Here is a 23,049-nt window from a genome sequence, read left to right as displayed (position 1 = left end):
AATGTGTTTCTATTTCCAATTAAGTGGGGTTAAGCGGCCATGTTTGCAAACAAGTAAACTTGGTATCCTATGAAGCACACAAACAGAATGGCACCTTCGAGACGGTTAATGCTGCGTGATTTACCTAAACACATTGCTACAAGCAGGAGGGAGACACCAAGCATTACCCAAAAGTCACGTTGCATTGCGTATTCGCTTAGCACTGATGGGTTGATGATACCTGGAATCCCCATTACGGCCAGAATATTAAATACGTTCGAGCCGATAATGTTACCCACCGCCATGTCATCTTCACCTTTTAGCACACCAGCGAGTGACGCAGCGAGCTCTGGTAAACTGGTACCGATAGCGATGATGGTCAAACCGATCACAAGATCACTCATACCGAAATGTTTGGCGATGATAACGGCGTTATCAACCAGTATATTTGCTGCTAAAGGAAGGAGTATTAAACCAAATACCACCCACAGGATGGCTTTTATATTACTCACGCCTTCAGGGATTTCTGACTCTTGATCATCAAGAAAGGCATCGCCTGACTTTTGCTCTTTGCGGCTGATTTGTAACATCACAAATAAAAATGCGCCGAATAAGACAAACAGCAAAGTACCTTCATAGAAACCAAGGTGATTATTCCAAAGTATTGCACCAGCGAGCAACGTGACTGCTATCATCAATGGCAATTCGCGACGAATTACACCAGAGCTGATCGAAAGAGGCTTGATCAGTGCAGTGATACCCAGGATCAACGCTATATTCGCGATATTAGAACCCAGAACGTTCCCTACAGCAGTGTCAGTTTTACCATCCAATGCCGCTGTTGCGGATACCATCATTTCGGGTGCAGATGAACCCATAGCCAGAATTGTCATACCAATTACAAGCGGTGAAATGCCAACGTTGCGGGCAATGGCAGCAGAGCCAAAAACAAGTTTATCTGCACTCCAAACGAGTAAAACAAGACCGACGATAAGCAACGCGACTGCTTCGAGCATGATAATTCCTAACTATTAATTGAGCGAAATGAATAACCGCTAATTTTGACCTTTTGCTGCGGAAAATGGAAGATAAACAACGAATAAATTAAAGGTTAGTAACGAAATTGTGTTTAGTTGTTGTTCGTTCAATCACTACTATTTAAACAATGATTCTGCATTAAGGTGTAAATAGTACGTTGAGATTTATCTATTAATATGCAGAATTCGATTGAATTTAGCCGGCCTTATTTAATCGAACAGTGCTTTTAATTCGCTGCTAATGTGCTTATGATTGCACCCTGATTAATGAACCGAAGTCGCTTTAAAGTTTCTATAACGCTTAAGGTTAAAACATTCGGACGTGAGTTGGCTTGATGAGACTGCGAGTTCCAACGCTCCGACAGTAGAAGAGATGATATGTCGAACAACGATTTAGTCACCGTGAACAATCTCACTTTTTCACGAGGAAATCGCACGATCTTTGATGGTATTGATCTGCACGTACCCGAAGGTAAAGTGACCGCGATTATGGGACCATCGGGTATCGGTAAGACGACGCTGTTGCGCTTGATAGGCGGCCAGCTGTATCCCGAACAAGGGGAGATTTGGTTTGATGGTGACAACATTCCAACCCTCTCGCGTAAAAAGCTATACCATGCTCGTAAAAAGATGAGCATGCTGTTTCAATCCGGAGCATTGTTCACGGATTTGAACGTTTTTGATAACGTTGCTTTTCCTTTGCGTGAACACACTGAGCTTTCAGAAGATTTAATTCGAACTATGGTACTGCTTAAGCTGGAAGCGGTTGGCTTGCGTGGTGCCGCTCAGTTGATGCCGAGTGAATTATCTGGAGGAATGGCACGTCGCGCGGCGTTGGCTCGGGCAATTGCACTCGACCCTGATTTGATCATGTACGACGAACCGTTTGTGGGACAAGACCCTATTACGATGGGGGTATTGGTCGAACTTATCAGTAATTTAAACCAGGCTCTTGGTTTGACTTCCATCGTCGTTTCTCACGATGTGCCGGAAGTCATGAGCATTGCTGACTGGGTTTACTTGCTTGCGAACGGCAAAATAATCGCTTTTGGTACACCAGAGGAGCTTAGACAGAATCCTGACCCTCGTGTACAGCAGTTCTTACAAGGCGATGCGGATGGCCCGGTGCCATTTAGCTACCCTTCTCAAAGTATCGAAAAGGATTTATTTGATGGTCGATAGCTTTATTAAATTTGTCGCTTCATTAGGGAGTCGCACATTATCCATCTGTGAAGCTTTTGGCCGTGCCACTTTGATGCTTTTGGGCGCTCTGTTAGCAAAGCCTCAACCGACCAAAAGTTTCCCTTTGCTCGTTAAACAGCTCTATTCCGTTGGTGTTCAATCTCTTGCGATTATCGTCGTATCTGGTTTATTTATCGGTATGGTACTTAGCCTGCAAGGCTATGTTGTATTGGTGGATTATGGCGCAGAAGGCAGTTTAGGTCAGATGGTTGCGCTGTCTTTGTTGCGTGAACTTGGACCTGTGGTTACTGCTCTGCTGTTTGCCGGACGTGCGGGTTCTGCTTTAACCGCAGAAATCGGTTTGATGAAAGCGACCGAGCAGCTATCTAGCTTAGAGATGATGGCTGTCGATCCTTTGAAGCGAGTCATTGCACCGCGTTTTTGGGCTGGTGCGATCTCTATGCCTCTGCTCGCTATGATCTTTATGGCGGTAGGTATCTGGGGAGCTCAGCTCGTTGGGGTTGATTGGAAAGGGGTTGATCACGGCAGTTTTTGGGCTGCGATGCAATCTTCTGTCGAGCTAGGGCAGGACATTGGCAACAGTATGATCAAATGCTTTGCGTTTGCTATTACCGTTACTTGGGTCGCTCTGTTTAATGGCTATGATGCTATCCCTACCTCTGAAGGGATCAGCCGAGCAACTACACGCACTGTGGTGCATTCTTCTTTAGCAGTACTGGGGCTAGACTTTGTACTGACAGCATTGATGTTTGGGAATTAATCATGCAACAAACACGTAAAACAGAATTATGGGTTGGCAGCTTTGTATTAGCGGGAATTTGCGCGATTCTTGTGATGATTTTTCAAGTTGCTGACGTAAAAAGTATGGGCTCTGGTGATACTTACACCCTTAAAGCCGAGTTTGATAATATTGGTAGTTTGAAAGTTCGCTCTCCTGTAAAGGTGGGTGGTGTGGTTATCGGTCGAGTAAGTAATATTACTCTAAACCCAGACAACCTGTTGCCAGAAGTAAGCTTATCGATCAATAGCCAATACAACCAGTTCCCGGAAACCTCTAGCGTACAGATTCTGACATCAGGATTGATTGGCGAGCAATACATTGGCTTAGTACCTGGTTTCGTTTTTGATGACGAAGTGATGTTAGCCGACGGTGACACCATCGAAGACACGAAATCTGCTTTAGTACTTGAAGACTTAATTGGTCAGGTACTTTACAGCGTGGGTGGTTCAGACGATTCAAGTAAGGAATAACTATGTTTTCTAGATTACTACTTTCTGTTTTCACAGTTTTTACAGCTTTTGGCTTGAACGCTGCAGAGGTTGATAAATCTCAGCCTTATGAAATGATGAAGCAGGTAGCAGAGGTTACATTTGATCGCCTGAAAGCGGAGCAGCCAAAAATTAAACAAGATCCCAACCACCTTAAAGAGGTTGTGGAAGACGAGTTGATGCCTTACGTCAACTACCGCTACGCTGCGTTAAAACTGTTAGGCCCAAACCTGAAAGGCACGAAACGTGAGGATGTGCTTGAGTTTATCGATGCTTTTCGCGGTTATCTGATCGCGTCTTATGCTCAAGTATTGACACAGTATAGCGATCAAAAAATTGAGTTTGGTCCGGAACCTAAACTTGATCCATCTGATCGTATTACTAGTGTCAAAGTCGATATCATTGACGCACCGCGTCCCAATATCAAACTTGAATTCAAACTGCGTAAAGATAACAAAACGGGTGAGTGGGAAGCATTCGATATGATTGCTGAAGGTATTAGCCTGTTATCAAGCAAGCAGTCTGAGTGGAATACAAAGATTCGCCAAGACGGTATTTTGTCTGTAGCACAAGATCTTGAAAAACTGGCAGCGGAACCTATTCGCTTTGAGGCGAAGAAATAATGGCTCAGTCTCATGCTCAGTGGAATTTAACTGCGAACATTCTAAAGCTTTCAGGCGCTTTAGATAGAGATTCTGTGCCTTCTTTATGGGCATACGCACAACAATGGCAACCCGCTCAAGCTGAGCTTGAGTGCTCTTTGCAAGACGTAGAACGAGTCGATTCTGCGGGGATGGTGATGTTAATTCACTTATTAGAGCATGCAAAAAAGCAAAACTGTCATATAATGCTCAGTTTCGTGCCAGCGCAACTGCGCACTTTGTTTCAACTGAGCAACGTTGAATCCTTAGTGGACAAACACATACAGAATTATCAGGGGTAGAATTGTGGACAGCGCAAAAGTACAACAGTTATTAGAAGAGGCACTAAACCTTCAAGAAGTGCATGTAAAAGGTGAAGGTAGCCACTACGAAGTGGTTGCTGTTGATGCTTGCTTTGATGGAATGAGCCGCGTCAAGAAGCAACAATTAATTTATGGTCCTCTGATGGAATACATCCAGCGTAACGACATTCACGCAGTATCAATTAAAGCGTTCACACCAGCAGAGTGGGCTCGTGATAAGAAACTGATGTCGCTTTAAGGTTTATTGATGGAAAAGTTTCGAGTTATTGGGTCTGACAAGCCGTTAGTCGGTGAAGTGACCATTTCTGGTGCAAAAAACGCAGCACTGCCTATTTTATTTGCGTCTATTTTGGCTGAAGAGCCAGTAGAAGTGGCGAATGTGCCACACCTTCGCGATATTGATACAACCATGGAACTGCTAAAGCGCCTAGGTGCTAAAGTAGAACGTAACGGTTCGGTTCATGTCGATCCAAGCAGCATCAATGAATACTGTGCTCCATACGACTTGGTGAAAACCATGCGTGCCTCAATCTGGGCTTTAGGTCCTTTAGTTGCGCGTTTTGGCCAAGGTCAGGTCTCTTTACCTGGCGGCTGTGCTATAGGTGCTCGCCCGGTTGACTTGCACATCACTGGCCTGGAACAACTAGGTGCGACCATCACTTTAGAAGATGGTTACGTGAAAGCTACAGTTGATGGTCGCCTGAAAGGCGCACATATCGTAATGGATAAAGTCAGTGTAGGCGCGACCATCACAGTGATGTGTGCAGCAACACTGGCTGAAGGCAAAACAGTATTAGACAACGCAGCACGTGAGCCTGAGATTGTGGACACCGCAGAGTTCCTGAACACGCTGGGTGCGAAAATCTCTGGTGCTGGCACTGACACGATCACTATTGAAGGTGTTGAGCGTCTTGGTGGCGGTAAACATAGTGTGGTTGCAGACCGCATCGAAACCGGAACATTTTTAGTTGCGGCAGCGGTCTCTGGTGGCAAAGTTGTTTGTCGCAACACGAACGCGCATTTACTTGAAGCGGTGTTATCGAAACTTGAAGAAGCGGGAGCAGCAGTGGAAACCGGTGAAGACTGGATCTCTGTTGATATGACAGATCGTCCGTTAAAAGCGGTCAGCATCCGCACGGCTCCGCACCCTGGCTTCCCAACCGATATGCAAGCGCAATTTACGCTGTTGAACATGATGGCGAAAGGCGGTGGCGTGATCACTGAAACCATCTTTGAAAACCGCTTTATGCACGTACCTGAGCTGATGCGTATGGGTGCGAAAGCCGAGATCGAAGGTAACACGGTTATCTGTGGTGATGTTGAATCGTTAAGCGGAGCACAGGTAATGGCAACAGACTTACGTGCTTCGGCAAGTCTGGTTATCGCAGGCTGTATTGCAAAAGGCGAAACTATCGTTGATCGTATCTACCATATCGACCGTGGTTACGACAAAATTGAAAATAAACTGGCTGCACTTGGCGCAAATATTGAGCGAGTGAGCTAGGCAAGTTAAACTGCACGGCAGATGATTTGGATATAAAGAGCCGAAACTCAGGTTTCGGCTTTTTTATATCACTCTCTTTTCTATAGCAAATAGAGAAATTAATAGCTGTATCTGGCAGAAGCCGGTTTCTGGAGAACAAGAATGATTGCACTGTTACGTGTATTTGCTATCGCAATATTCGCTATTGTGATGTTTATTGGTGGTTGTGGTTATTGTCTGCTAAGTCCTCGAAACCCTAAGCACGTATTCACCTTTGGCCGCCTGTTTGCCAAAATGTCTCGTGTGTGTGGGATTAAGCTCGAACTGCGCCTTCCTGAAGATGCGTATTCTCGTGGTCAGCACATTTATATTGCTAACCACCAAAACAACTGGGACATGTGCACCGTGTCTGCGGCAGTAACACCAAAGGTGGTTACCGTTGGTAAAAAAAGCCTGGCGTGGATGCCACTGTTTGGTCAGCTTTACTGGTTGACGGGCAATATTCTGATTGACCGTGCTAACCGTTCAAAAGCGAAAGGCACCATCGATCAAGTGGTAAGTAGCATGAAAAAGAGTGATGTGTCGGTTTGGATGTTCCCGGAAGGCACTCGTTCACGTGGTCGTGGTCTATTGCCATTTAAGACGGGTGCATTTCATGCCGCGATTGGTGCTCAAGTGCCAATCATTCCTATCGTTTGTAGTTCAACCGATAAACTCAAACTTAATCGTTGGAACAACGGTCATGTGATTGTCGAGATGCTACCGCCAGTGAGTACCGAAGGTTACAGTAAAGACGGTATTCGTGAGTTGGCGAATACTTGCCGCGAGCAAATGAAAGAGAAGCTACAAGCGCTGGACGAAGAAGTAAAACAGCGCAACGCCGCGTAATATTACTGACTTAATAACAATAAAAATGGGTAGCTCAGGCTACCCATTTTTTTGTCTGTGTCATTCCGAGGAGCCTTAGCGACATCAGGAATCTACTAACATCAAACTCGTTGCTGGAAATAACACTTTCAACATTGCCACTCTCGGTAAGCAGATCCTGAATCACGCTCCTTCGTCGCTGTTCAGGATGACGGAGTGGTTTGATTAGGCTCTTCGCTTTTCTGCAAGTGGCATCGTAGTATTTGGCGAGTTACTTTTTTTGTTAACTCGCTGGTTCGAGATCTTACTTACGAACCGCGATTGCTTCAATTTCGATACCAACATCTTTTGGTAGGCGAGCCACTTCTACACAAGAGCGAGCAGGGTAGTTCGCTACTTGATGCTCGTCGAAGAACTTGCCGTACACTTCGTTTACTGTGCCGAAGTCGTTCAGATCTTTAACGAAAACCGTCATTTTCACGATATCAGATACTTGAAGACCTGAAGCTTCTACGACAGCTTTTACGTTGTCTAGAGACTGACGCGCTTGTTCTGCGATATCTGCAGATACTTCACCTGTCGCTGGATTAACTGGGATTTGGCCAGAAGTAAGAACCATATTGCCTAGGTCTACGCCTTGTACGTAAGGGCCGATTGCTGCTGGTGCAGACTCAGTGTGAAGTACTTTAGTCATTTTATTTGTTCCATCTGTTTTAGCGAATAAAGAGTCTCAGTGTGCCTCTAAACCTGCAACAGGTAAAGAGCAAAATGCCCTGTAAATACAGGGCATTTGAACTTATGAGAGGTTTGAAATGTTCTGTTGATTATCTCTCTGTAACGATCTCTCTTGAGTATACTTTTTCGCAGTATTTGCACTTCAGACGAATCTCTTCTTTCTTCTCAAATACTTTGAAGCTGCTCTCGACGGGCTCGTTGTGAGAGATACAGTTTGTGTTAGGGCACTCAAAAACATTGTTAATTTGCTCTGGTAGCTCTAGCGCAAGCTTCTTCACGACTTCGTAGTTCTCGATTTGGTTCACGGTCGCATGTGGTGCATACAGAGCCAGCTTGCTTGCTTGTTCTTCATTAATGAAGACATTCTCAATTTTTAGCAAGTCTTTGTGGCCGAGTGCCGATGACGGTAAATTCAGGCCGATAGTCACACGCTGAGACGAGTTATGCATATCAAACAGCTTCAATACTTTAATGCCGATTTGAGCTGGGATGTGGTCGATTACGGTACCATTTTTAATTGCTTCTACCTGCAATTGAGTTTCTTTAGCCATGTCTTTTCTCCTCGATTACAGTGTTTCGTTCAGAACCAGAGCCAACAGTGCCTGACGGGCATACACGCCATTTTGCGCTTGCTGGAAGTAGTAAGCGTGCGGCGTTTTATCAACGTCAGTGGTGATTTCGTCCACACGTGGTAGTGGGTGCAGTACTTTAAGATTCTCACGTGCACCTTCTAGCAGTGCTGCTGTCAGGATGTAAGCCGACTTGAGGTGTGCGTATTCTGATTCATCAAAACGCTCTTTCTGAACGCGGGTCATGTACAGGATATCAAGTTCAGGAATTACGGCTTCCATTTCTGTATGCAGGCTGTACTCAATACCCGCTTCATCCAGTTCTTCACAGAGGTAATCTGGCATTGCCAGTGCTTCAGGAGCGATAAAGAAGAAACGGATATTATTGAATTTCGCCAGAGCTTGAGTCAGTGAGTGAACGGTGCGACCGTATTTTAAATCACCAACGAATGCCACATTGAGGTTATCTAAGCGGCCCTGCGTTTCTGAGATGGTGTAAAGGTCTAGCAGAGTTTGGGTTGGATGTTGGTTTGCACCGTCGCCTGCGTTAATCACTGGAACGCCGTTTGAGAATTCAGAAGCAAGACGAGCTGCACCTTCCTGAGGGTGTCGCATAACAAATGCGTCTACGTACGAAGAAATAACTTGCACAGAATCAGAAAGCGTTTCACCTTTCTTTGCCAGAGAAGTATTACCATCGTTATCAAAGCCAATAACATCTCCGCCAATACGCTGAATTGCCGTTTCAAACGACAAGCGTGTACGCGTTGATGGCTCAAAGAAACAGCTCGCAACGACTTTATTTTTAATCAGTTCTGGTTGAGGTTCCTTCTTCAGGTTACCTGCTGTTTCGACGATAAGTTCCAGCTCTTCACGTGAAAGCTCTGGAATAGAGATGATGTGCTTCTGGTAAAGCGAGTTCGCCATGATCTTCTTCCCTATAACAGTGATGACTATCCCCAAAATTAACCGTGAGGAATTTTGGACATAAAAAAACCTCCCAAATGGGGAGGTTTAAAAAACGATAGAATTAACGAAAATAACACCACATAAGCGTAGTCGCTTAGTTAGAGCAAATCGCGTTTTTACGTCAGCAATCAGCTTGGTCATTTCGTAATCCTCAGACAAATTGCCGAGCATTATACGCCTAACTTTGTCTAGTGCAAGCGATTACATCATGGTTTTTGCGACTAAAAGTGGTTAACTTCCTAGAGTTGCTACCATCACCGCTTTAATTGTGTGCATGCGGTTTTCTGCTTCATCAAAGACAATGGAATATTCAGACTCAAAGACGTCTCCAGTGACTTCCAGGCCTTTCATACCGTATTTTTCAGCGACTTCTTTGCCGACCGTGGTTTCATCGTTATGGAAAGCAGGCAGACAGTGCATAAATTTTACATTTGGATTGCCAGTTTGCTTTATCACATTCATGTTGACCTGGTAAGGTTTCATCAGAGCCACGCGCTCATCCCAGGCTTCGGCTGATTCACCCATTGATACCCAAACGTCGGTATACAGGAAGTCGCAACCTTTCACACCTTCTTCAACGCTTTCCGTTAAAGTGATTTTTGCACCGGTTTGTTGTGCAATTTCCTGACATGTAGCGACAAGGTCTTCTTCTGGCCAGAATGCTTTAGGGGCGACTAAACGAATATCCATGCCCATTTTCGCTGCGCCTACCATGAGAGAGTTCCCCATGTTATTACGAGCGTCACCTAAGTATGCAAAGGTGATTTCATGCAGCTGTTTTCCGCGTCCATGCTCCTGCATTGTCAGGAAGTCAGCAAGTATTTGGGTTGGATGGAATTCATCGGTCAGACCATTCCAGACAGGAACGCCAGCGTAAGCGCCGAGATCTTCGACGATTGCCTGACCAAAACCACGGTATTCGATGCCATCATACATACGTCCCAGTACGCGGGCGGTATCTTTCATTGACTCTTTGTGACCGATTTGAGAGCCAGAAGGGCCGATATATGAGACTTGTGCTCCTTGATCAAACGCCGCAACTTCAAACGCACATCGAGTCCGAGTAGAAGATTTTTCAAAGATGAGTGCGATATTTTTACCTTGGAGTTTCTTCTGCTCTGTTCCTGCATATTTTGCTTTTTTAAGCTCTGCAGACAGTTCGAGCAAGAACAGGATTTCTTTGGTTGAGAAATCCAACAGCTTCAGAAAGTTGCGATTTCGTAAATTGAAAGCCATAGCTCGTCCCTTTGTACGTGTGATTGATTTTGAATCACTGCATTAAAACATATAAATGCTTTTATTGTGAATAATTATTTTAATTAAAAGCTAAAAAAGGTTGATGTATTCACATCAACCTTAGTTTTTATTCACCGGATAGGAAAGAGAGATTAAATATCGTCTCGCTCGATTGGACAGCTCATACAACGAGCACCACCTCGACCACGACCCAGCTCGTTACCAGGTACGGTTAATACTTTAATACCCGCTTTATCGTACTTCTCGTTGGTGTAGACATTACGTTCGTAACCAATTACCACACCTGGTTTTACTGTCAGTACGTTATTCGCATCGTTCCACTGCTCACGCTCTGCTTCATAGCTATCACCACCGGTAGTGATGATTTTTAGCTGATCTAAGCCAAGCGCCGACTCAATGGCATGCAGATAGTTATGTGAGGCTTCAACATTCATCTCACCATTCGTGCCTTTTGGTGTCAGGCGCCATGTATCCAGATCTTTGCGCATGATTTCTGGATAGACAGAGAAGGTATCAACATCCATGTGGGTCATCACCGTATCAAGGTGCATACATGAACGGTGCTTTGGAAGATCAATCGCAATCACTTCTGTTGCCTGACCTGCTTTAAACAGGTTGGCTGCCAGGTTCTCTACACCTTGCGGTGTAGTACGCTCTGACATACCAATCAGTACTGCACCTTTACCGATAACCAGAACGTCACCACCTTCAACGTTTGCATTGTCGTAGTGAAGATCTTCATCACCAAAGTATTTAATGAAGTCTTGGCCTGCGAATATTGGGTGCCAGCGATAAATTGCACGTAGGTGGTTCGTTTCACGTTGACGTGCCGGCATCATCATAGGATTCAGAGAAACACCGCCGTATACCCAACATGACGTATCACGGGTAAATAAATGGTTTGGCAGAGGCTCAATCACAAAGTCCAGGGGACGTCTCATCTTCGGTAGCATAGAAGATGATTTGATAGGCAACTCAGAGTAGGCCAAGCCTCCTAACAGCACAGATGCAAGGTGCTCATTGTCCATCTCTGAGAAATAAACGCGTAGGTCACGAGCAAAGGTTGGCCCGTAGCGGAAATCAGAAATCTGAGTATCCAATAGCCACTTCTTCGCTTCTGGAACTGCTAGGGTTTCGACTAGTAAATCGTGAAGTAGGAGTACTTCTACATCTTGGTCGCGTAAAGTACGAGCGAAAGCATCGTGCTCTTCTCCTGCCGCTTCTACCGCAAGAACATCATCAAACAACAGCTCATGACAGTTTGATGGTGTTAAGTGGGTTAGGGCGCGCTCAGGGCGATTTAATAGAACTCGTCTAAGTTGACCAACTTCTGATCCTACGTACAGCTTACTCATATTGTATCCTTACAGATTTTCCAGACGCTATTTATGACAATCTTATGGATAAGATGCAAGTTGGTTAACTTTGATAAAGTATTGTTAAATGTTTTAAATTTAATTAAAAATGTCATTTAACTAAGTTCATCTGGATATTGATGGGTTTTTATTCTGTTTTTGTGCTTTTGGATAAAGTGAGTTTTTATTCTTTTAGCCGGAATTAAGTAAATTACATGCTTAGTGCATAAATCGTGCATACATATTCTAAATTATGCATTTTTTGGTTTTCTTTATTCGTTGATAACCTTAAATAAGGCGTTTCTGTATTCAGTAAAGGGTCATAAACACGCATTGAGAGCGGTGTTACGCAGCAATTGTGCCAATTAGGATCTTCTGAATATTACAGAATCCACTTTCTTGTTAACTTTTTGTGACCTTGTGAGAGGGGTTTAATATTTATCAAGGAATAATTGACAACAATCTCCTTGGTTTGGCGTTTGTTAGTGGCTTTTCATCGCAATCCATGCCATATTTCACCGGATCAATAATGTTTCCATCAAGTAACTAATCTGGAGCCAAAACATGTCTCATGAAGATGAATATCTATCAGTAGAAGAATTAATTGAGATTCAAAAGGAAGAGACTCGCGATATCATTGCTGCATTACTCGAAGATGGCAGCGATCCAGATTCACTCTATGAAATCGAGCACCACCTGTTTGCGGAAGATTTTGACACCCTAGAAAAAGCGGTTGTTGAAGCATTTAAGATGGGCTTTGAAGTGCTTGAAGCAGAAGAAACAGAAGACGAAGACGGCAACAAACTACTTTGCTGTGATGCGACAATGGAATCGGCACTGGATGCAGAAGCGATTGATGCTCAAGTTGAAAAGCTGGTTCACCTTGCTGAGAAGTACGACATCATTTATGACGGTTGGGGTACATACTACGAAGGCGAAGACGCGCTTTACCCTGACGAAGAAGACGAAGATGAAGAGTAGTCGATAAATTATTAAGAAAACCAGCGGATGACGCTGGTTTTTTTATGTTCAGAAAATGATAACCATGAGTTTAGTAAGCAATTAGCATTGAGTTTGTGAGAGTACTTTCTCTATAATGCTTGAAAATTGATCTAGCTCAAGGTGTATATGCAACAATCACTCGCCGGCTTATGGCAAGTCTCTCCACTGACGGACCTCTCCATCCCTCAAGATGACATCACTTTTCCTGCTCCTCTGAGTCAGGTGCTCCCTAATGAGTTGACCGAAGAGGAGATTCGTCAGCAAGAATGGCATCTGATGCATGATATCGAAGTGGATGAGTCCATGTTGGCATTCCCTGCGGTAGAAATGGTATTAGGTGGTGTGGACTATCATGCTGAAGTTCGTTTGAATGGCGTCGCGCTGTTTGACTGTGATGGCTCCCAGAGTGTGTATAAGAAAGACATTCGTCCATTCATGCAAATGGGACGTAACCGTTTCGAGATTTTATTCCTAGAGGAAGAAGAAGATCTACTCCTAGAGGAAGATTTACCGGAACTGTGCACTCTTACCAATCGAGAATACAAGAAAAGCGACGATCGAATGGGCGTATGGCAAGAGCCTTACCTGCAATTTATTCGCAATGTTCGTTTGGAGCGAGTTGCGACTGAGCAGATCTGGCACCACGGTGGTGGTTGTGAGTTTAAAGTTGACCTTTATTATCAGACATTTGCTCCAGGTTTGGTCTCCGCATCAGTTAAATTTAATGGCATGACTTACCATATTCCAATTGATGTACGTGTTGATAATGCCAGTGCGCTGTTTCAGATTGAAGCGCCCAAATACGCGGATCTCAACGATCCTGATCCAAACGATCTCTATCAATTGGCAGTTGAGCTGGACGGGCAACGTCAGGATTTTTCAGTGGCATTAAGCCAAGAGCTCTGTGTTACCCACCTAGTACTTTAAAATTTGGAGTGATTTAATCCCTACAGCGATTTGAGCATCACTACTTCACACGCATCATGCCCTGTTTGTCCAAGCGGGGCGTCTAGATGCTCAAATCCTAGTTTCTCGTATAAACCAATTGCTTCTTTTAAGCACTCTGTCGTCTCTAGATAACATTGGGTATAGCCAAGCTCTTTCGCCTGTTGAAGACTAAGAGACACAATGCGTTTAGCCAAACCGTGTCCCCGGGTTTGCGGAAGGAAGTACATCTTTTGTAGTTCGCAGACACTGGGTTCTCCTGCCAGAGGTGCAAAGCCACCGCCGCCAACAATTTCGCCGTTATATTCAATCACCCAATAGGAGGCGCCTTGTTGGTCATATACGGAGTACATGTCATCAAGCGTTGGGTCTGCCACTCCATACCCTTTGTCTGCGGTGAGTCCATACTCTGCCGAGACTTGGCGAATGACGTTGGCAATCGATGGATTGTCTTGAGGAGAAATAAGTCGAAGAGTAAAGTCTGCAATCTGTTCCATTTTGAGCCTAATATATGAATTTTTAGAGGCTCAATATATTGCGGTTAGCTATGTCGATGCAATCCAAAGTGAGGCAATGATGTTTGGCTTACCGATTTACGTAGCCAAACTTTCTCGTGGAAGTAGTACACCACAGTGTTCAATGACGGCTCCAACATCGCCATTACACCACCGATAAACGCGTCACCAGTTAACAAATACACCACGGTGAAGGCGACGTTAAAGTGCACGGTAGCAAAGCTTGCGGTTTTTAGTTTGGTCATTGTTTGACGAGCTTTAAGTGCCGGAACACTTGTCCAAGCTTTTTCATGAAAGTAAAAAGCGACTGTGTTTACCGATGGCTCGATCATGGCAATTAAACTACCAATTAGAATGTCTCCAGTAAGCACATAAGCGACACTAAAGGCGATAGTAAAATGTAGCGCTGCGAAGGTTAGTGTCTTTTTCATGATAATTACTCAATCGTGTTTGTTTCGATGAATAGATTATCAATAATAATTCTCATTAGCGCTAATGGGTGGTGAGTATTAATTTGATAGGGAAAAGCTATCGATTGAAAGGTTTTTGCTGGGCTAACTGATACAAATTAGCTGATACAAAAAAGGTTGGCCATAATGACCAACCTTTCTGATTTTAAGAGCAGAAGCTTTTGGCTTCTAATTCAACGCTAGCGATTAAAGTGCCGCGATGGTTTTCTTTTGCTCTTCTAGCTTAGCCAGTGTCTCTTTGTAGCCATCAAGCTTCTCACGTTCTTTAGCAACAACCGCTTCAGGTGCTTTCGCTACGAAGCCTTCGTTACCTAGTTTGCCTTCGATACGCTTGATCTCGCCATGAGTTTTCTGAATTTCGCCATCCAGACGAGCAAGCTCTGCGTCTTTGTCGATCAGGCCTGCCATCGGGATCATAAGCTCAGATTTACCAACCAGTGCAGTTGCACATGCCGGAGTTTCTTCGCCAGCCTCAAGAACGCGTACCGCTTCTAGCTTCGCCAGAGACATTAGTACTTGCTTGTTCGCTTCCAGACGAACGGCGTCTTCTTCGCTTGCTGATTTTAGCATCACATCAAGCGGTTTACCCGGGTTGATGTCGTACTCAGCACGTAGGTTACGGATGCTCGTGATGAACGCTTTCACCCACTCGATGTCGTCTAGCGCTTCTTGGTGGAAGTTCGCTTCGTCGAATTGAGGCAGGGCTTGCAGCATGATTGTCTCACCTTCCACACCGTCAACCAGAGGCTTGATGCTTTGCCAGATAGTTTCAGTGATGTAAGGAATCACTGGGTGAGCCAGACGTAGCGTCTTCTCAAGAACCGTGATTAGCGTACGACGAGTACCACGTTGCTGCGCTTCAGTACCTTTCCATAGAACAGGTTTAGTCAGCTCCAGGTACCAGTCACAGAATTGGTTCCAGATGAACTCATAAAGCGTGTTAGACGCCATATCCAGACGGAAGTTGTCGATATGGTTGTTAAACGCTTTCGCAGCCAGTTCAAACTGAGATTCGATCCACTTGTCCGCTAAGGAGTATTCGATCTCACCACCGTTGAAGCCACAATCTTGCTCTTCTGTATTCATCATTACGTAACGGCTTGCGTTCCATAGTTTGTTACAGAAGTTACGGTAACCTTCCAGACGCTTCATATCCCAGTTGATATCGCGACCTGTTGAAGCCATTGCTGCAAGAGTGAAACGCAGTGCGTCTGTACCGTATGCTTCGATACCGTTTTCAAACGTCTTACGTGTGTTCTTCTCGATCTTCTTCGCTAGCTGAGGCTGCATCATGTTGCCAGTGCGTTTCTCAACCAGAGACTCCAGGTCGATACCATCGATCATGTCGATAGGATCAAGTACGTTACCTTTCGATTTAGACATCTTGTCGCCGTTTTCGTCACGGATTAGACCAGTAACGTAAACCGTCTTGAATGGTACTTGTGGCTTGCCGTCTTCATCTTTCACGAAGTACATGGTCATCATGATCATGCGTGCAACCCAGAAGAAGATGATGTCGAAACCAGTTACTAGCACGTCTGAAGGGTGGAACACTTTCAGATCGTCAGTTTGCTCTGGCCAACCTTGAGTACCGAACGTCCACAGAGCAGAAGAGAACCATGTATCCAGCACGTCTTCGTCTTGGTGCAGTTCGATTACTGATTCTAGGTTGTTGTTGTTACGAACTTCTTCTTCGTTACGACCTACATAAACGTTGCCTTGGTTGTCGTACCAAGCCGGGATGCGGTGACCCCACCATAGCTGACGAGAGATACACCAGTCTTGAACGTCACGCATCCAAGAGAAGTACATGTTTTCGTATTGCTTAGGAACGAACTGGATGTCACCGTTTTCAACGGCTTCAACCGCTGTTTTCGCCAAAGGCGCAGTACGTACGTACCATTGGTCAGTCAGCATTGGTTCGATAACCACGCCACCACGATCGCCGTAAGGAACTTGTAGATCGTGATCTTTCACTTCTTCAAGCAGACCTAGCTCGTCGAAATCTGCAACGATAGCTTTACGTGCAGCAAAACGCTCCATACCGTGGTATTTCGCTGGAAGTTCAGCGCTGTATGCGTCGCTTGCTTCGCCGTTTGTGTTGAATACTTCAGCCGCATCACGGATGTTCGCGTCAAAAGTCAGAATGTTGATCATTGGTAGCTGGTGGCGCTTGCCCACTTCGTAGTCATTGAAGTCGTGCGCAGGTGTGATTTTCACACAGCCAGTACCTTTTTCCATATCTGCGTGTTCATCGCCTAAGATAGGGATGCGACGGTCAACGAGAGGAAGGATGATTTCTTTACCAATAAGATCTTTGTAACGTGGATCTTCTGGGTTCACAGCAACACCAGTATCACCCAGCACGGTCTCTGGACGCGTTGTTGCTACAACGATGTAGTCTTTACCATCAGCAGTTTTTACACCATCGGCTAGTGGGTAGCGGAAGTGCCACATGTTGCCTTTAGTGTCTTTGTTTTCTACTTCCAGATCTGAGATCGCAGTGTGTAGTTTTGGATCCCAGTTAACAAGACGCTTGCCACGGTAGATAAGATCATCTTCGTATAGACGTACGAATACTTCCTGAACTGCGTTAGACAGACCATCGTCCATCGTAAAGCGTTCACGATCCCAGTCTACTGATGCGCCAAGACGACGTAGCTGCTTAGTGATGGTGCCGCCAGATTCGCCTTTCCATTCCCAGATTTTGTCAATGAAAGCTTCACGACCGTAATCGTTCTTAGTTTTGCCTTCTTCTGCAGCGATTTTACGCTCAACAACCATCTGAGTTGCGATACCAGCGTGGTCAGTACCTACTTGCCAAAGGGTGTTTTTACCCTTCATACGTTCACAGCGGATAAGCGTATCCATGATCGTATCTTGGAACGCGTGGCCCATATGTAGGCTACCAGTGACGTTCGGTGGCGGGATCATGATGCTGTATGATTCTTTAGTAGTGTCACCGTGTGGCTTAAAGTAGCCTTTCTCTTCCCAAGTCTGATACAGAGCTTGTTCGATTGAAGTTGGGTTGTATGTCTTTTCCATAGCGCTCATTTTTCCTCGTCATATTTGGGCTGATAGCGGCGTTAACTGCATTCGTAAACCCTAATCAAATACCGCGTGTATGTTCATAGGGATTTACTCGTTTGTTGCCTTGCTCTAAGCCCAACTATTTAGAGGTTCGATTCTGGTTAATGGTAAATCTTAGTCAATCTCTATAAGTGAACTCTCTAAAGAGAGAGCTTAACTATAAGGATTGACCGTTAAGGATACTGAATTTCGATCGTTTGCAGTTGGTAACCTGCTTGACGGTAAATTTTATATCTTTCTCTTGCGAGCTGTTTAGCTTTTTCTTCGCAGGGCACGAAGTCTACCACTTGAGCAAACTTGTTCGCAAAGGTTGTCTCATTTTCCGCCAAATTAATTACTAATTGACGGTTCCAGGATGGTTTTACCCCATTATGGCCAATTTCAATATTGGTAGCGTATTTCGGCCCTTCACCAACGAGATTATGTGCCATGAACTTGTCTGCATCAATTTGCCAGAAGGTTTCTGCCAGTTGTTCGGCATGCGCTTTGTCATGGCAGTTCAGATAAACTTTAGCGCCTTGGCGGGCAAAGTGTTGAGCCAAAAACACAACGTACTCTTCAAAGCCAGCAGTTTGAGCTTGTGGGCTATCTTCTTTAATGATGTAGAAAGTCGCTGTTTGCATCATTCTCTCACTTGGTTTGGTCTCTTGCTGAAACCTTTATCTTCATAACTCTTTTATAAAGAGTCGGGAGATAATAAAAAAGGGCCTTGCGGCCCTTTTCGATTTTGTTCAGAAATTATTCTTCTGTCTCTTGGCCGCTGCGGTTCAAAAGGAATTGGACAAGCATTGAGACAGGACGACCTGTCGAGCCTTTGGCTGCACCAGATTTCCATGCTGTACCAGCGATATCAATGTGTGCCCAGTTGTACTTTTTCGCAAACTTAGACAAGAAACAACCCGCAGTGATAGTGCCGCCTGGACGGCCGCCAATGTTTGCCATATCAGCAAATGGGCTCTTCAGCTGCTCATGGTATTCGTCAGCCATTGGTAGACGCCATGCGCGATCACTCGATTGCTCAGATGCGTTTACAAGCTCATGAGCAAGTGGGTTATGGTTTGAAAGGACGCCGCTGATGTGGTGACCAAGTGCAATGACACAAGCGCCCGTTAGTGTTGCTACGTCAACGACACAGTCTGGTTCGAAACGCTCTACATAAGTCAGCGCGTCACACAGTACTAATCGGCCTTCTGCATCCGTATTTAGTACTTCAACCGTTTGACCTGACATCGTTGTTAGAATGTCGCCCGGACGGTAAGCGTTGCTGCCAGGCATGTTTTCACAACCAGCAAGAACACCAATTACGTTGATTGGCAGATTTAGCTTCGCCAGCGCTTTCATTGTACCGAATACAGACGCTGCACCACACATGTCGTACTTCATCTCATCCATACCTTCACCAGGTTTTAGAGAGATACCGCCTGAATCGAAGGTTAGGCCTTTACCAACCAGTACGATAGGTTTTGCTTCTGAATCAGGGTTACCTTTGTACTCGATGATAGACATCATAGATTCGTTTTTCGAACCACGACCTACTGCCAGGTATGAGGTCATACCCAGTTTTTCCATCTCTTGCTCACCAATGATCTTGGTGGTTACTGTCTCGTAGTCGTCTGCCAGGCGACGAGCTTGTGAAGCAAGGTAAGCTGGGTTTGCTACGTTTGGTGGCATGTTGCCTAGGTCTTTTGACGCTTTTACGCCAGAAGAGATAGCAAGACCATGAGTGATCGCTTTTTCACCCAAGCTTAATTCACGGCGTGTAGGTACGTTGAAAACAAGCTTACGCAGTGGGCGGCGAGTTTCAGGTTTAACGCTCTTGAATTGGTTAAATGTGTACAGACCATCTTTAGTCGCTTCTACTGCCTGGCGAACTTTCCAGTAAGTATCACGGCCTTTAACGTGTAGTTCAGTCAGGAAACATACTGCTTCCATAGAGCCAGTTTCGTTAAGTGTGCTGATCGTCTTTTGAATGATTTCCTTGTACTGGCGCTCGCCAAGCTCACGTTCTTTACCACAACCAACAAGTAAAACGCGCTCAGACAAAACTCCTGGTACTTGATGCAGTAGTAGCATCTGACCAGGTTTACCCTCTAGATCACCACGGCGAAGTAGTGAACTGATGTAACCGTCACTGATTTTATCAAGTTGTTCGGCTACTGGAGAAAGGCGACGTGGTTCAAACACACCAACAACGATACATGCGCTGCGTTGTTTCTCTGGACTGCCACTTTTTACACTGAACTCCATGCGTACTCCTACATCCTGAAGACAAATTGCTCTAAATGTTAGATAATGATCGCTTACTTGTTGAATTTTAGCTCTTGGCTTACACGCAGAGCTAATTAAGCGACTAACATTTAGTTTATAATTTTTAAAAAAATAAATGGTTCAACGGGAAACTATAGTGATTCGACCAAAAAAACAAGTTTTGTATAGGTAATTTCAGCGTGATTATTGTTAGATATTTGATCCGCGAAACACTCAAGAGTCAATTTGCGATCTTTTTCGTACTTTTTTTGGTGTTTGTGAGCCAGAAGTTCATCAGTGTTCTCGCTGACGCTTCTGACGGGGATATTCCGGCTGGATTGATCTTCTCTATTGTTGGTTTGAACATGCCAGCAATGGGGTTATTGATGCTGCCGTTAAGTTTGTATATCGGCATATTGATCACTTTTGGTCGTTTGTATGCGGAGAGCGAAATTGTCGTCATGAACGCAACAGGTATCGGAAACAAGTTTCTGGTGCAGGCTGCGCTTTACTTGGCGCTGATCACATCTGGTGTCGCGGCATTTAACGCTTTGTGGTTGTCCCCGTGGTCGCAAGAAAAAGTAGAACAGCTTTACGAACAAGTTGCGGCGGAAAACAGTGTAGACCTATTGCAGAAAGGACAATTCCAAGGCACGCCGGATGGTTCTTCAGTGGTATTCATTGACGACATAAAAGACAGCAAATTAAGTAATGTGTTTGTCGCACAGATGCGCCCACGAGATTCGGTTCTTCCTAGTGTGATGTTCTCTTCTTCTGGCGAAGTACAAGAGCTATCGGATGGTCGCCAGATCATCACAATGAAAGAAGGAACGCGTTACGAAGGTATTCCAACTCGCGTTGAGTATATGATCACTAAGTTTGATCAATATGAAGGCGTCATCGGGCAGCGCGAAGTTAAGAAGAAAGGCAGAGACTGGGAAGCTTATCCAACGGTAGATTTGATTGGTCACCCCGATCCTGAAGCCCAAGCAGAGCTGCAATGGCGTATCTCACTATTTGTGTGTATTCCACTGCTTACTATGTTGGTGATTCCGTTGTCTGCGGTTAACCCGCGCCAAGGCCGTTTCGCTAAAATGGGCCCGGCAATACTGATTTATTTGGCTTATTTCCTTGCAATCAGCGCGACAAAATCAGCGTTGGAAGATGGGTCAATACCGGCGACCGTTGGCATGTGGCCTATTAATGCGATGTTGCTGATAGTGGCGGTTCTGGCCAATATGATGGACAGTGTTCCAGCTCGACGAATGAAAGAAAAATTCCGTAAGAAGAGGCTCGCGTAAGCTGTGTTCAAAATCTTAGACCTTTATATCGGTAGAACCATCATTTCTACCACTGCCTTGGTTTTGGCAACCTTCGTTGGCCTATCTGGCATCATCAAATACGTAGAGCAGCTGCGTAAAGTTGGACGTGGAGTCTACGATCTTACGCACGCGCTATATTTTGTGTTGCTGAGCGTTCCGCGTGATATTGAAATGTTTTTCCCGATGGCGGCTCTTCTTGGTGCTTTGATTGGTTTAGGGATGTTGGCATCAAGTTCTGAACTGGTGGTAATGCAGGCTGCAGGTTTCTCTAAATTAGATATCGGTTTGTCAGTGCTGAAAACAGCGGTTCCTCTTATGCTGATTGTGATGGCATTGGGTCAGTGGGGTGCACCCGAAGCTCAAAAGATGGCTCGAGACTTACGTTCCTTTGCGATGTCGGGCGGCAGTATTGTATCGGTTAGAGCTGGAGTTTGGGCGCGTGATTCGAATGACTTTATCTTTATCGGCAAAGTAGAAGATGACAAGCTGTATGCTTTGAACATGTGGCGCTTTGATGATGATAAAAACTTACAGAAAGTGATCTTTGCTGAAGAAGTGGATTACGATCAAGATAACAACTGGTTAATGCGAGATGTGCAAATCACTGACATGCAAGACGAAACCGTTGTCTCCAAGCAAAATGTCGAACAAATGGAATGGCACACCTCGCTGGCTCCGGACAAGCTTGCAGTAGTGACCGTTAAGCCTGAAGAGCTTTCTCTAAGTGGTCTCTACGATTACGTGAGTTACCTTAAATCATCCGAGCAAGACGCGTCTCGTTATGAGTTGGCGTTTTGGCGCAAGCTGAGCCAGCCTCTTTCTATCGCGGTTATGATGCTGATGGCATTGTCGTTTGTATTTGGGCCATTACGCAGTGTGACTATGGGGGCGAGGGTGTTATCTGGCGTGGTCGCTGGCTTTACTTTCTATATCTCAAGTGAGTTCTTCGGGCCTTTAACGTTGGTATACGGTATTCCACCAGTATTTGGCGCGTTAGCACCTAGTTTAGTGTTCTTGGCTATCGCTGTTTCTTTGCTCAGAAGAAAGCTTTAAAACAAAAACCAAAAAGGAAGGCTAATGCCTTCCTTTTTTAATTCTGATTACCTATTTCGCTTTAGGTAATACAACGACTTGAGTTTTTGCCCATATATCGTGGAAGCCGCGTTTCTTTGGATCGATTGGCACTGTCAGGTTAGCTAAACCAAATCCAGAAGTTCCCAGACGAATCAACGCTTGAGTGACAGTAATCGGTGAGCCATCGGCTGCGTTACGCACTTGAAGCTTCCAGGCACGCATCCCTAATGTTTGACCAGCACGGGTCCAGAAGAAAACAAAGAAATAGATCCATACCACCGCTAAATAGAGCGTAAATATCGGGCTTATTACCGGATGCTTTGAGAGCATATCCGCTGCATCCACATATTCCCCATAGCTGAGTAACCCTGCTGCATTGAGTGCAAAAATAATTGCTATAACCACACCAGCCGCCATCATTTCTATGGCAATGATAATCAACGAGTCATAGAACAAAGCAGCTAATCGACGAAATAGTCCTGCTGGAGGAAGAGTTGTAGAAGTAGTCATAATTCCATCACTTACCTTAAAAATTGTGGGTCAGAATATAGATTCCCTTCTCTTGTGAAAAGAGACCCAACGCACAGACTCTCTAATTGTGGTGAAATCTTCGCGACTTTATCGTTGATAATTAAGCCTTCAGAAAGGAGCCTAAGCAGGCAACTTCAAATAATCGCTTGAGCAAAGTGTTAACTGT

23 protein-coding genes and 1 pseudogene are annotated in these 23,049 nt (G+C 44.9%); 12 read left to right on the top strand and 12 right to left on the bottom strand.

Annotated elements, in window-relative coordinates:
• Window positions 1–29 precede the first annotated feature (29 nt).
• The gene (locus WJM94_RS19375) at window positions 30–995 is read right to left on the bottom strand and encodes a calcium/sodium antiporter (RefSeq protein WP_444495832.1); all 966 of its coding nucleotides are present in this window, start codon (window positions 993–995) and stop codon (window positions 30–32) included.
• Between the two features lie 399 nt (window positions 996–1,394).
• Between WJM94_RS19375 and mlaF the strand changes: the two genes are divergently transcribed.
• From mlaF to WJM94_RS19335, 8 genes are all read left to right on the top strand, one after another.
• Window positions 1,395–2,198, top strand: a complete 804-nt coding sequence (gene mlaF, locus WJM94_RS19370; protein ID WP_444495831.1) for a phospholipid ABC transporter ATP-binding protein MlaF — start codon at window positions 1,395–1,397, stop codon at window positions 2,196–2,198.
• A complete protein-coding gene (gene mlaE / locus WJM94_RS19365) occupies window positions 2,188–2,979 on the top strand; it encodes a lipid asymmetry maintenance ABC transporter permease subunit MlaE (protein WP_444495830.1) in 792 nt (263 codons plus the stop codon). Before mlaF ends, mlaE begins: the two co-directional genes overlap by 11 nt.
• A 2-nt stretch (window positions 2,980–2,981) precedes the next feature.
• Window positions 2,982–3,470, top strand: a complete 489-nt coding sequence (mlaD, locus tag WJM94_RS19360; RefSeq protein WP_444495829.1) for an outer membrane lipid asymmetry maintenance protein MlaD — start codon at window positions 2,982–2,984, stop codon at window positions 3,468–3,470.
• 2 nt (window positions 3,471–3,472) lie between these two features.
• The gene (gene mlaC, locus WJM94_RS19355; protein ID WP_444495828.1) at window positions 3,473–4,111 is read left to right on the top strand and encodes a phospholipid-binding protein MlaC; all 639 of its coding nucleotides are present in this window, start codon (window positions 3,473–3,475) and stop codon (window positions 4,109–4,111) included.
• Window positions 4,111–4,431 carry an STAS domain-containing protein gene (locus WJM94_RS19350; RefSeq protein WP_444495827.1) on the top strand — a complete coding sequence of 107 codons (321 nt, stop codon included), beginning with the start codon at window positions 4,111–4,113 and terminating at the stop codon, window positions 4,429–4,431. The genes mlaC and WJM94_RS19350 overlap by 1 nt, the downstream gene beginning before the upstream one ends.
• A 4-nt stretch (window positions 4,432–4,435) precedes the next feature.
• Window positions 4,436–4,690: a BolA family iron metabolism protein IbaG gene (gene ibaG / locus WJM94_RS19345; protein ID WP_444495826.1), complete on the top strand. Its 255-nt coding sequence runs from the start codon at window positions 4,436–4,438 to the stop codon at window positions 4,688–4,690.
• A gap of 9 nt (window positions 4,691–4,699) precedes the next feature.
• Entirely contained in the window at window positions 4,700–5,956 is a 1,257-nt protein-coding gene (gene murA, locus WJM94_RS19340; RefSeq protein WP_444495825.1) for a UDP-N-acetylglucosamine 1-carboxyvinyltransferase, read from the top strand.
• Between the two features lie 141 nt (window positions 5,957–6,097).
• The gene (locus tag WJM94_RS19335) at window positions 6,098–6,823 is read left to right on the top strand and encodes a 1-acylglycerol-3-phosphate O-acyltransferase (RefSeq protein ID WP_444495824.1); all 726 of its coding nucleotides are present in this window, start codon (window positions 6,098–6,100) and stop codon (window positions 6,821–6,823) included.
• 283 nt (window positions 6,824–7,106) lie between these two features.
• Here WJM94_RS19335 and WJM94_RS19330 read toward each other — a convergent pair whose 3' ends face one another.
• The 5 genes from WJM94_RS19330 to arcA form a co-directional block, all read right to left on the bottom strand.
• Window positions 7,107–7,496: a RidA family protein gene (locus WJM94_RS19330; RefSeq protein WP_444495823.1), complete on the bottom strand. Its 390-nt coding sequence runs from the start codon at window positions 7,494–7,496 to the stop codon at window positions 7,107–7,109.
• Window positions 7,497–7,626: 130 nt separating this feature from the next.
• Window positions 7,627–8,088, bottom strand: a complete 462-nt coding sequence (gene pyrI / locus WJM94_RS19325; protein WP_444495822.1) for an aspartate carbamoyltransferase regulatory subunit — start codon at window positions 8,086–8,088, stop codon at window positions 7,627–7,629.
• A gap of 15 nt (window positions 8,089–8,103) precedes the next feature.
• Window positions 8,104–9,033, bottom strand: coding sequence for an aspartate carbamoyltransferase (gene pyrB, locus WJM94_RS19320; protein ID WP_444495821.1), 930 nt, complete (start codon window positions 9,031–9,033; stop codon window positions 8,104–8,106).
• 273 nt (window positions 9,034–9,306) lie between these two features.
• On the bottom strand, window positions 9,307–10,311 hold the full coding sequence (locus tag WJM94_RS19315; protein WP_444495820.1) for an ornithine carbamoyltransferase: 1,005 nt from the start codon (window positions 10,309–10,311) through the stop codon (window positions 9,307–9,309).
• A 152-nt stretch (window positions 10,312–10,463) separates the two neighbouring features.
• Window positions 10,464–11,687, bottom strand: a complete 1,224-nt coding sequence (arcA, locus tag WJM94_RS19310) for an arginine deiminase (protein WP_444495819.1) — start codon at window positions 11,685–11,687, stop codon at window positions 10,464–10,466.
• A 564-nt stretch (window positions 11,688–12,251) separates the two neighbouring features.
• On the opposite strand from arcA, the gene rraB reads away from it, so the two are divergent.
• Together rraB and WJM94_RS19300 are read left to right on the top strand one after the other, a co-directional pair.
• Window positions 12,252–12,668, top strand: coding sequence for a ribonuclease E inhibitor RraB (rraB, locus tag WJM94_RS19305; protein WP_444495818.1), 417 nt, complete (start codon window positions 12,252–12,254; stop codon window positions 12,666–12,668).
• Window positions 12,669–12,815: 147 nt separating this feature from the next.
• Entirely contained in the window at window positions 12,816–13,616 is an 801-nt protein-coding gene (locus tag WJM94_RS19300; RefSeq protein WP_444495817.1) for a glycosyl hydrolase 2 galactose-binding domain-containing protein, read from the top strand.
• A 20-nt stretch (window positions 13,617–13,636) separates the two neighbouring features.
• Here WJM94_RS19300 and WJM94_RS19295 read toward each other — a convergent pair.
• The 5 genes and pseudogenes from WJM94_RS19295 to pepA form a co-directional block, all read right to left on the bottom strand.
• Window positions 13,637–14,116: pseudogene (locus WJM94_RS19295) on the bottom strand (GNAT family N-acetyltransferase); the annotation flags it as partial.
• Between the two features lie 59 nt (window positions 14,117–14,175).
• On the bottom strand, window positions 14,176–14,580 hold the full coding sequence (locus WJM94_RS19290; protein ID WP_444495816.1) for a DUF2061 domain-containing protein: 405 nt from the start codon (window positions 14,578–14,580) through the stop codon (window positions 14,176–14,178).
• Window positions 14,581–14,805: 225 nt separating this feature from the next.
• The gene (locus WJM94_RS19285) at window positions 14,806–17,664 is read right to left on the bottom strand and encodes a valine--tRNA ligase (protein ID WP_444495815.1); all 2,859 of its coding nucleotides are present in this window, start codon (window positions 17,662–17,664) and stop codon (window positions 14,806–14,808) included.
• Between the two features lie 218 nt (window positions 17,665–17,882).
• Window positions 17,883–18,332: a DNA polymerase III subunit chi gene (locus WJM94_RS19280; RefSeq protein WP_444495884.1), complete on the bottom strand. Its 450-nt coding sequence runs from the start codon at window positions 18,330–18,332 to the stop codon at window positions 17,883–17,885.
• A gap of 115 nt (window positions 18,333–18,447) precedes the next feature.
• Window positions 18,448–19,956, bottom strand: coding sequence for a leucyl aminopeptidase (gene pepA / locus WJM94_RS19275; RefSeq protein WP_444495814.1), 1,509 nt, complete (start codon window positions 19,954–19,956; stop codon window positions 18,448–18,450).
• Window positions 19,957–20,156: 200 nt separating this feature from the next.
• Here pepA and lptF point away from each other — a divergent pair, with 200 nt between their 5' ends.
• Window positions 20,157–21,257 (top strand): LPS export ABC transporter permease LptF, encoded by a 1,101-nt coding sequence (lptF, locus tag WJM94_RS19270; RefSeq protein WP_444495813.1) that lies wholly within the window; start codon window positions 20,157–20,159, stop codon window positions 21,255–21,257.
• Window positions 21,258–21,260: 3 nt separating this feature from the next.
• On the top strand, window positions 21,261–22,331 hold the full coding sequence (gene lptG, locus WJM94_RS19265; RefSeq protein WP_444495812.1) for an LPS export ABC transporter permease LptG: 1,071 nt from the start codon (window positions 21,261–21,263) through the stop codon (window positions 22,329–22,331).
• Window positions 22,332–22,382: 51 nt separating this feature from the next.
• Here lptG and WJM94_RS19260 read toward each other — a convergent pair whose 3' ends face one another.
• Complete coding sequence (locus WJM94_RS19260; RefSeq protein ID WP_444495811.1) at window positions 22,383–22,862, bottom strand: RDD family protein; 480 nt, start codon at window positions 22,860–22,862, stop codon at window positions 22,383–22,385.
• Window positions 22,863–23,049: the final 187 nt, after the last annotated feature.

Origin of the sequence: Vibrio sp. YIC-376, from assembly GCF_052353105.1 — a bacterium.
GTDB lineage: Bacteria > Pseudomonadota > Gammaproteobacteria > Enterobacterales > Vibrionaceae > Vibrio.
The sequence above is the reverse complement of the archived record's forward strand: the minus strand, read 5'-3'. Positions and strand labels throughout refer to the sequence as shown.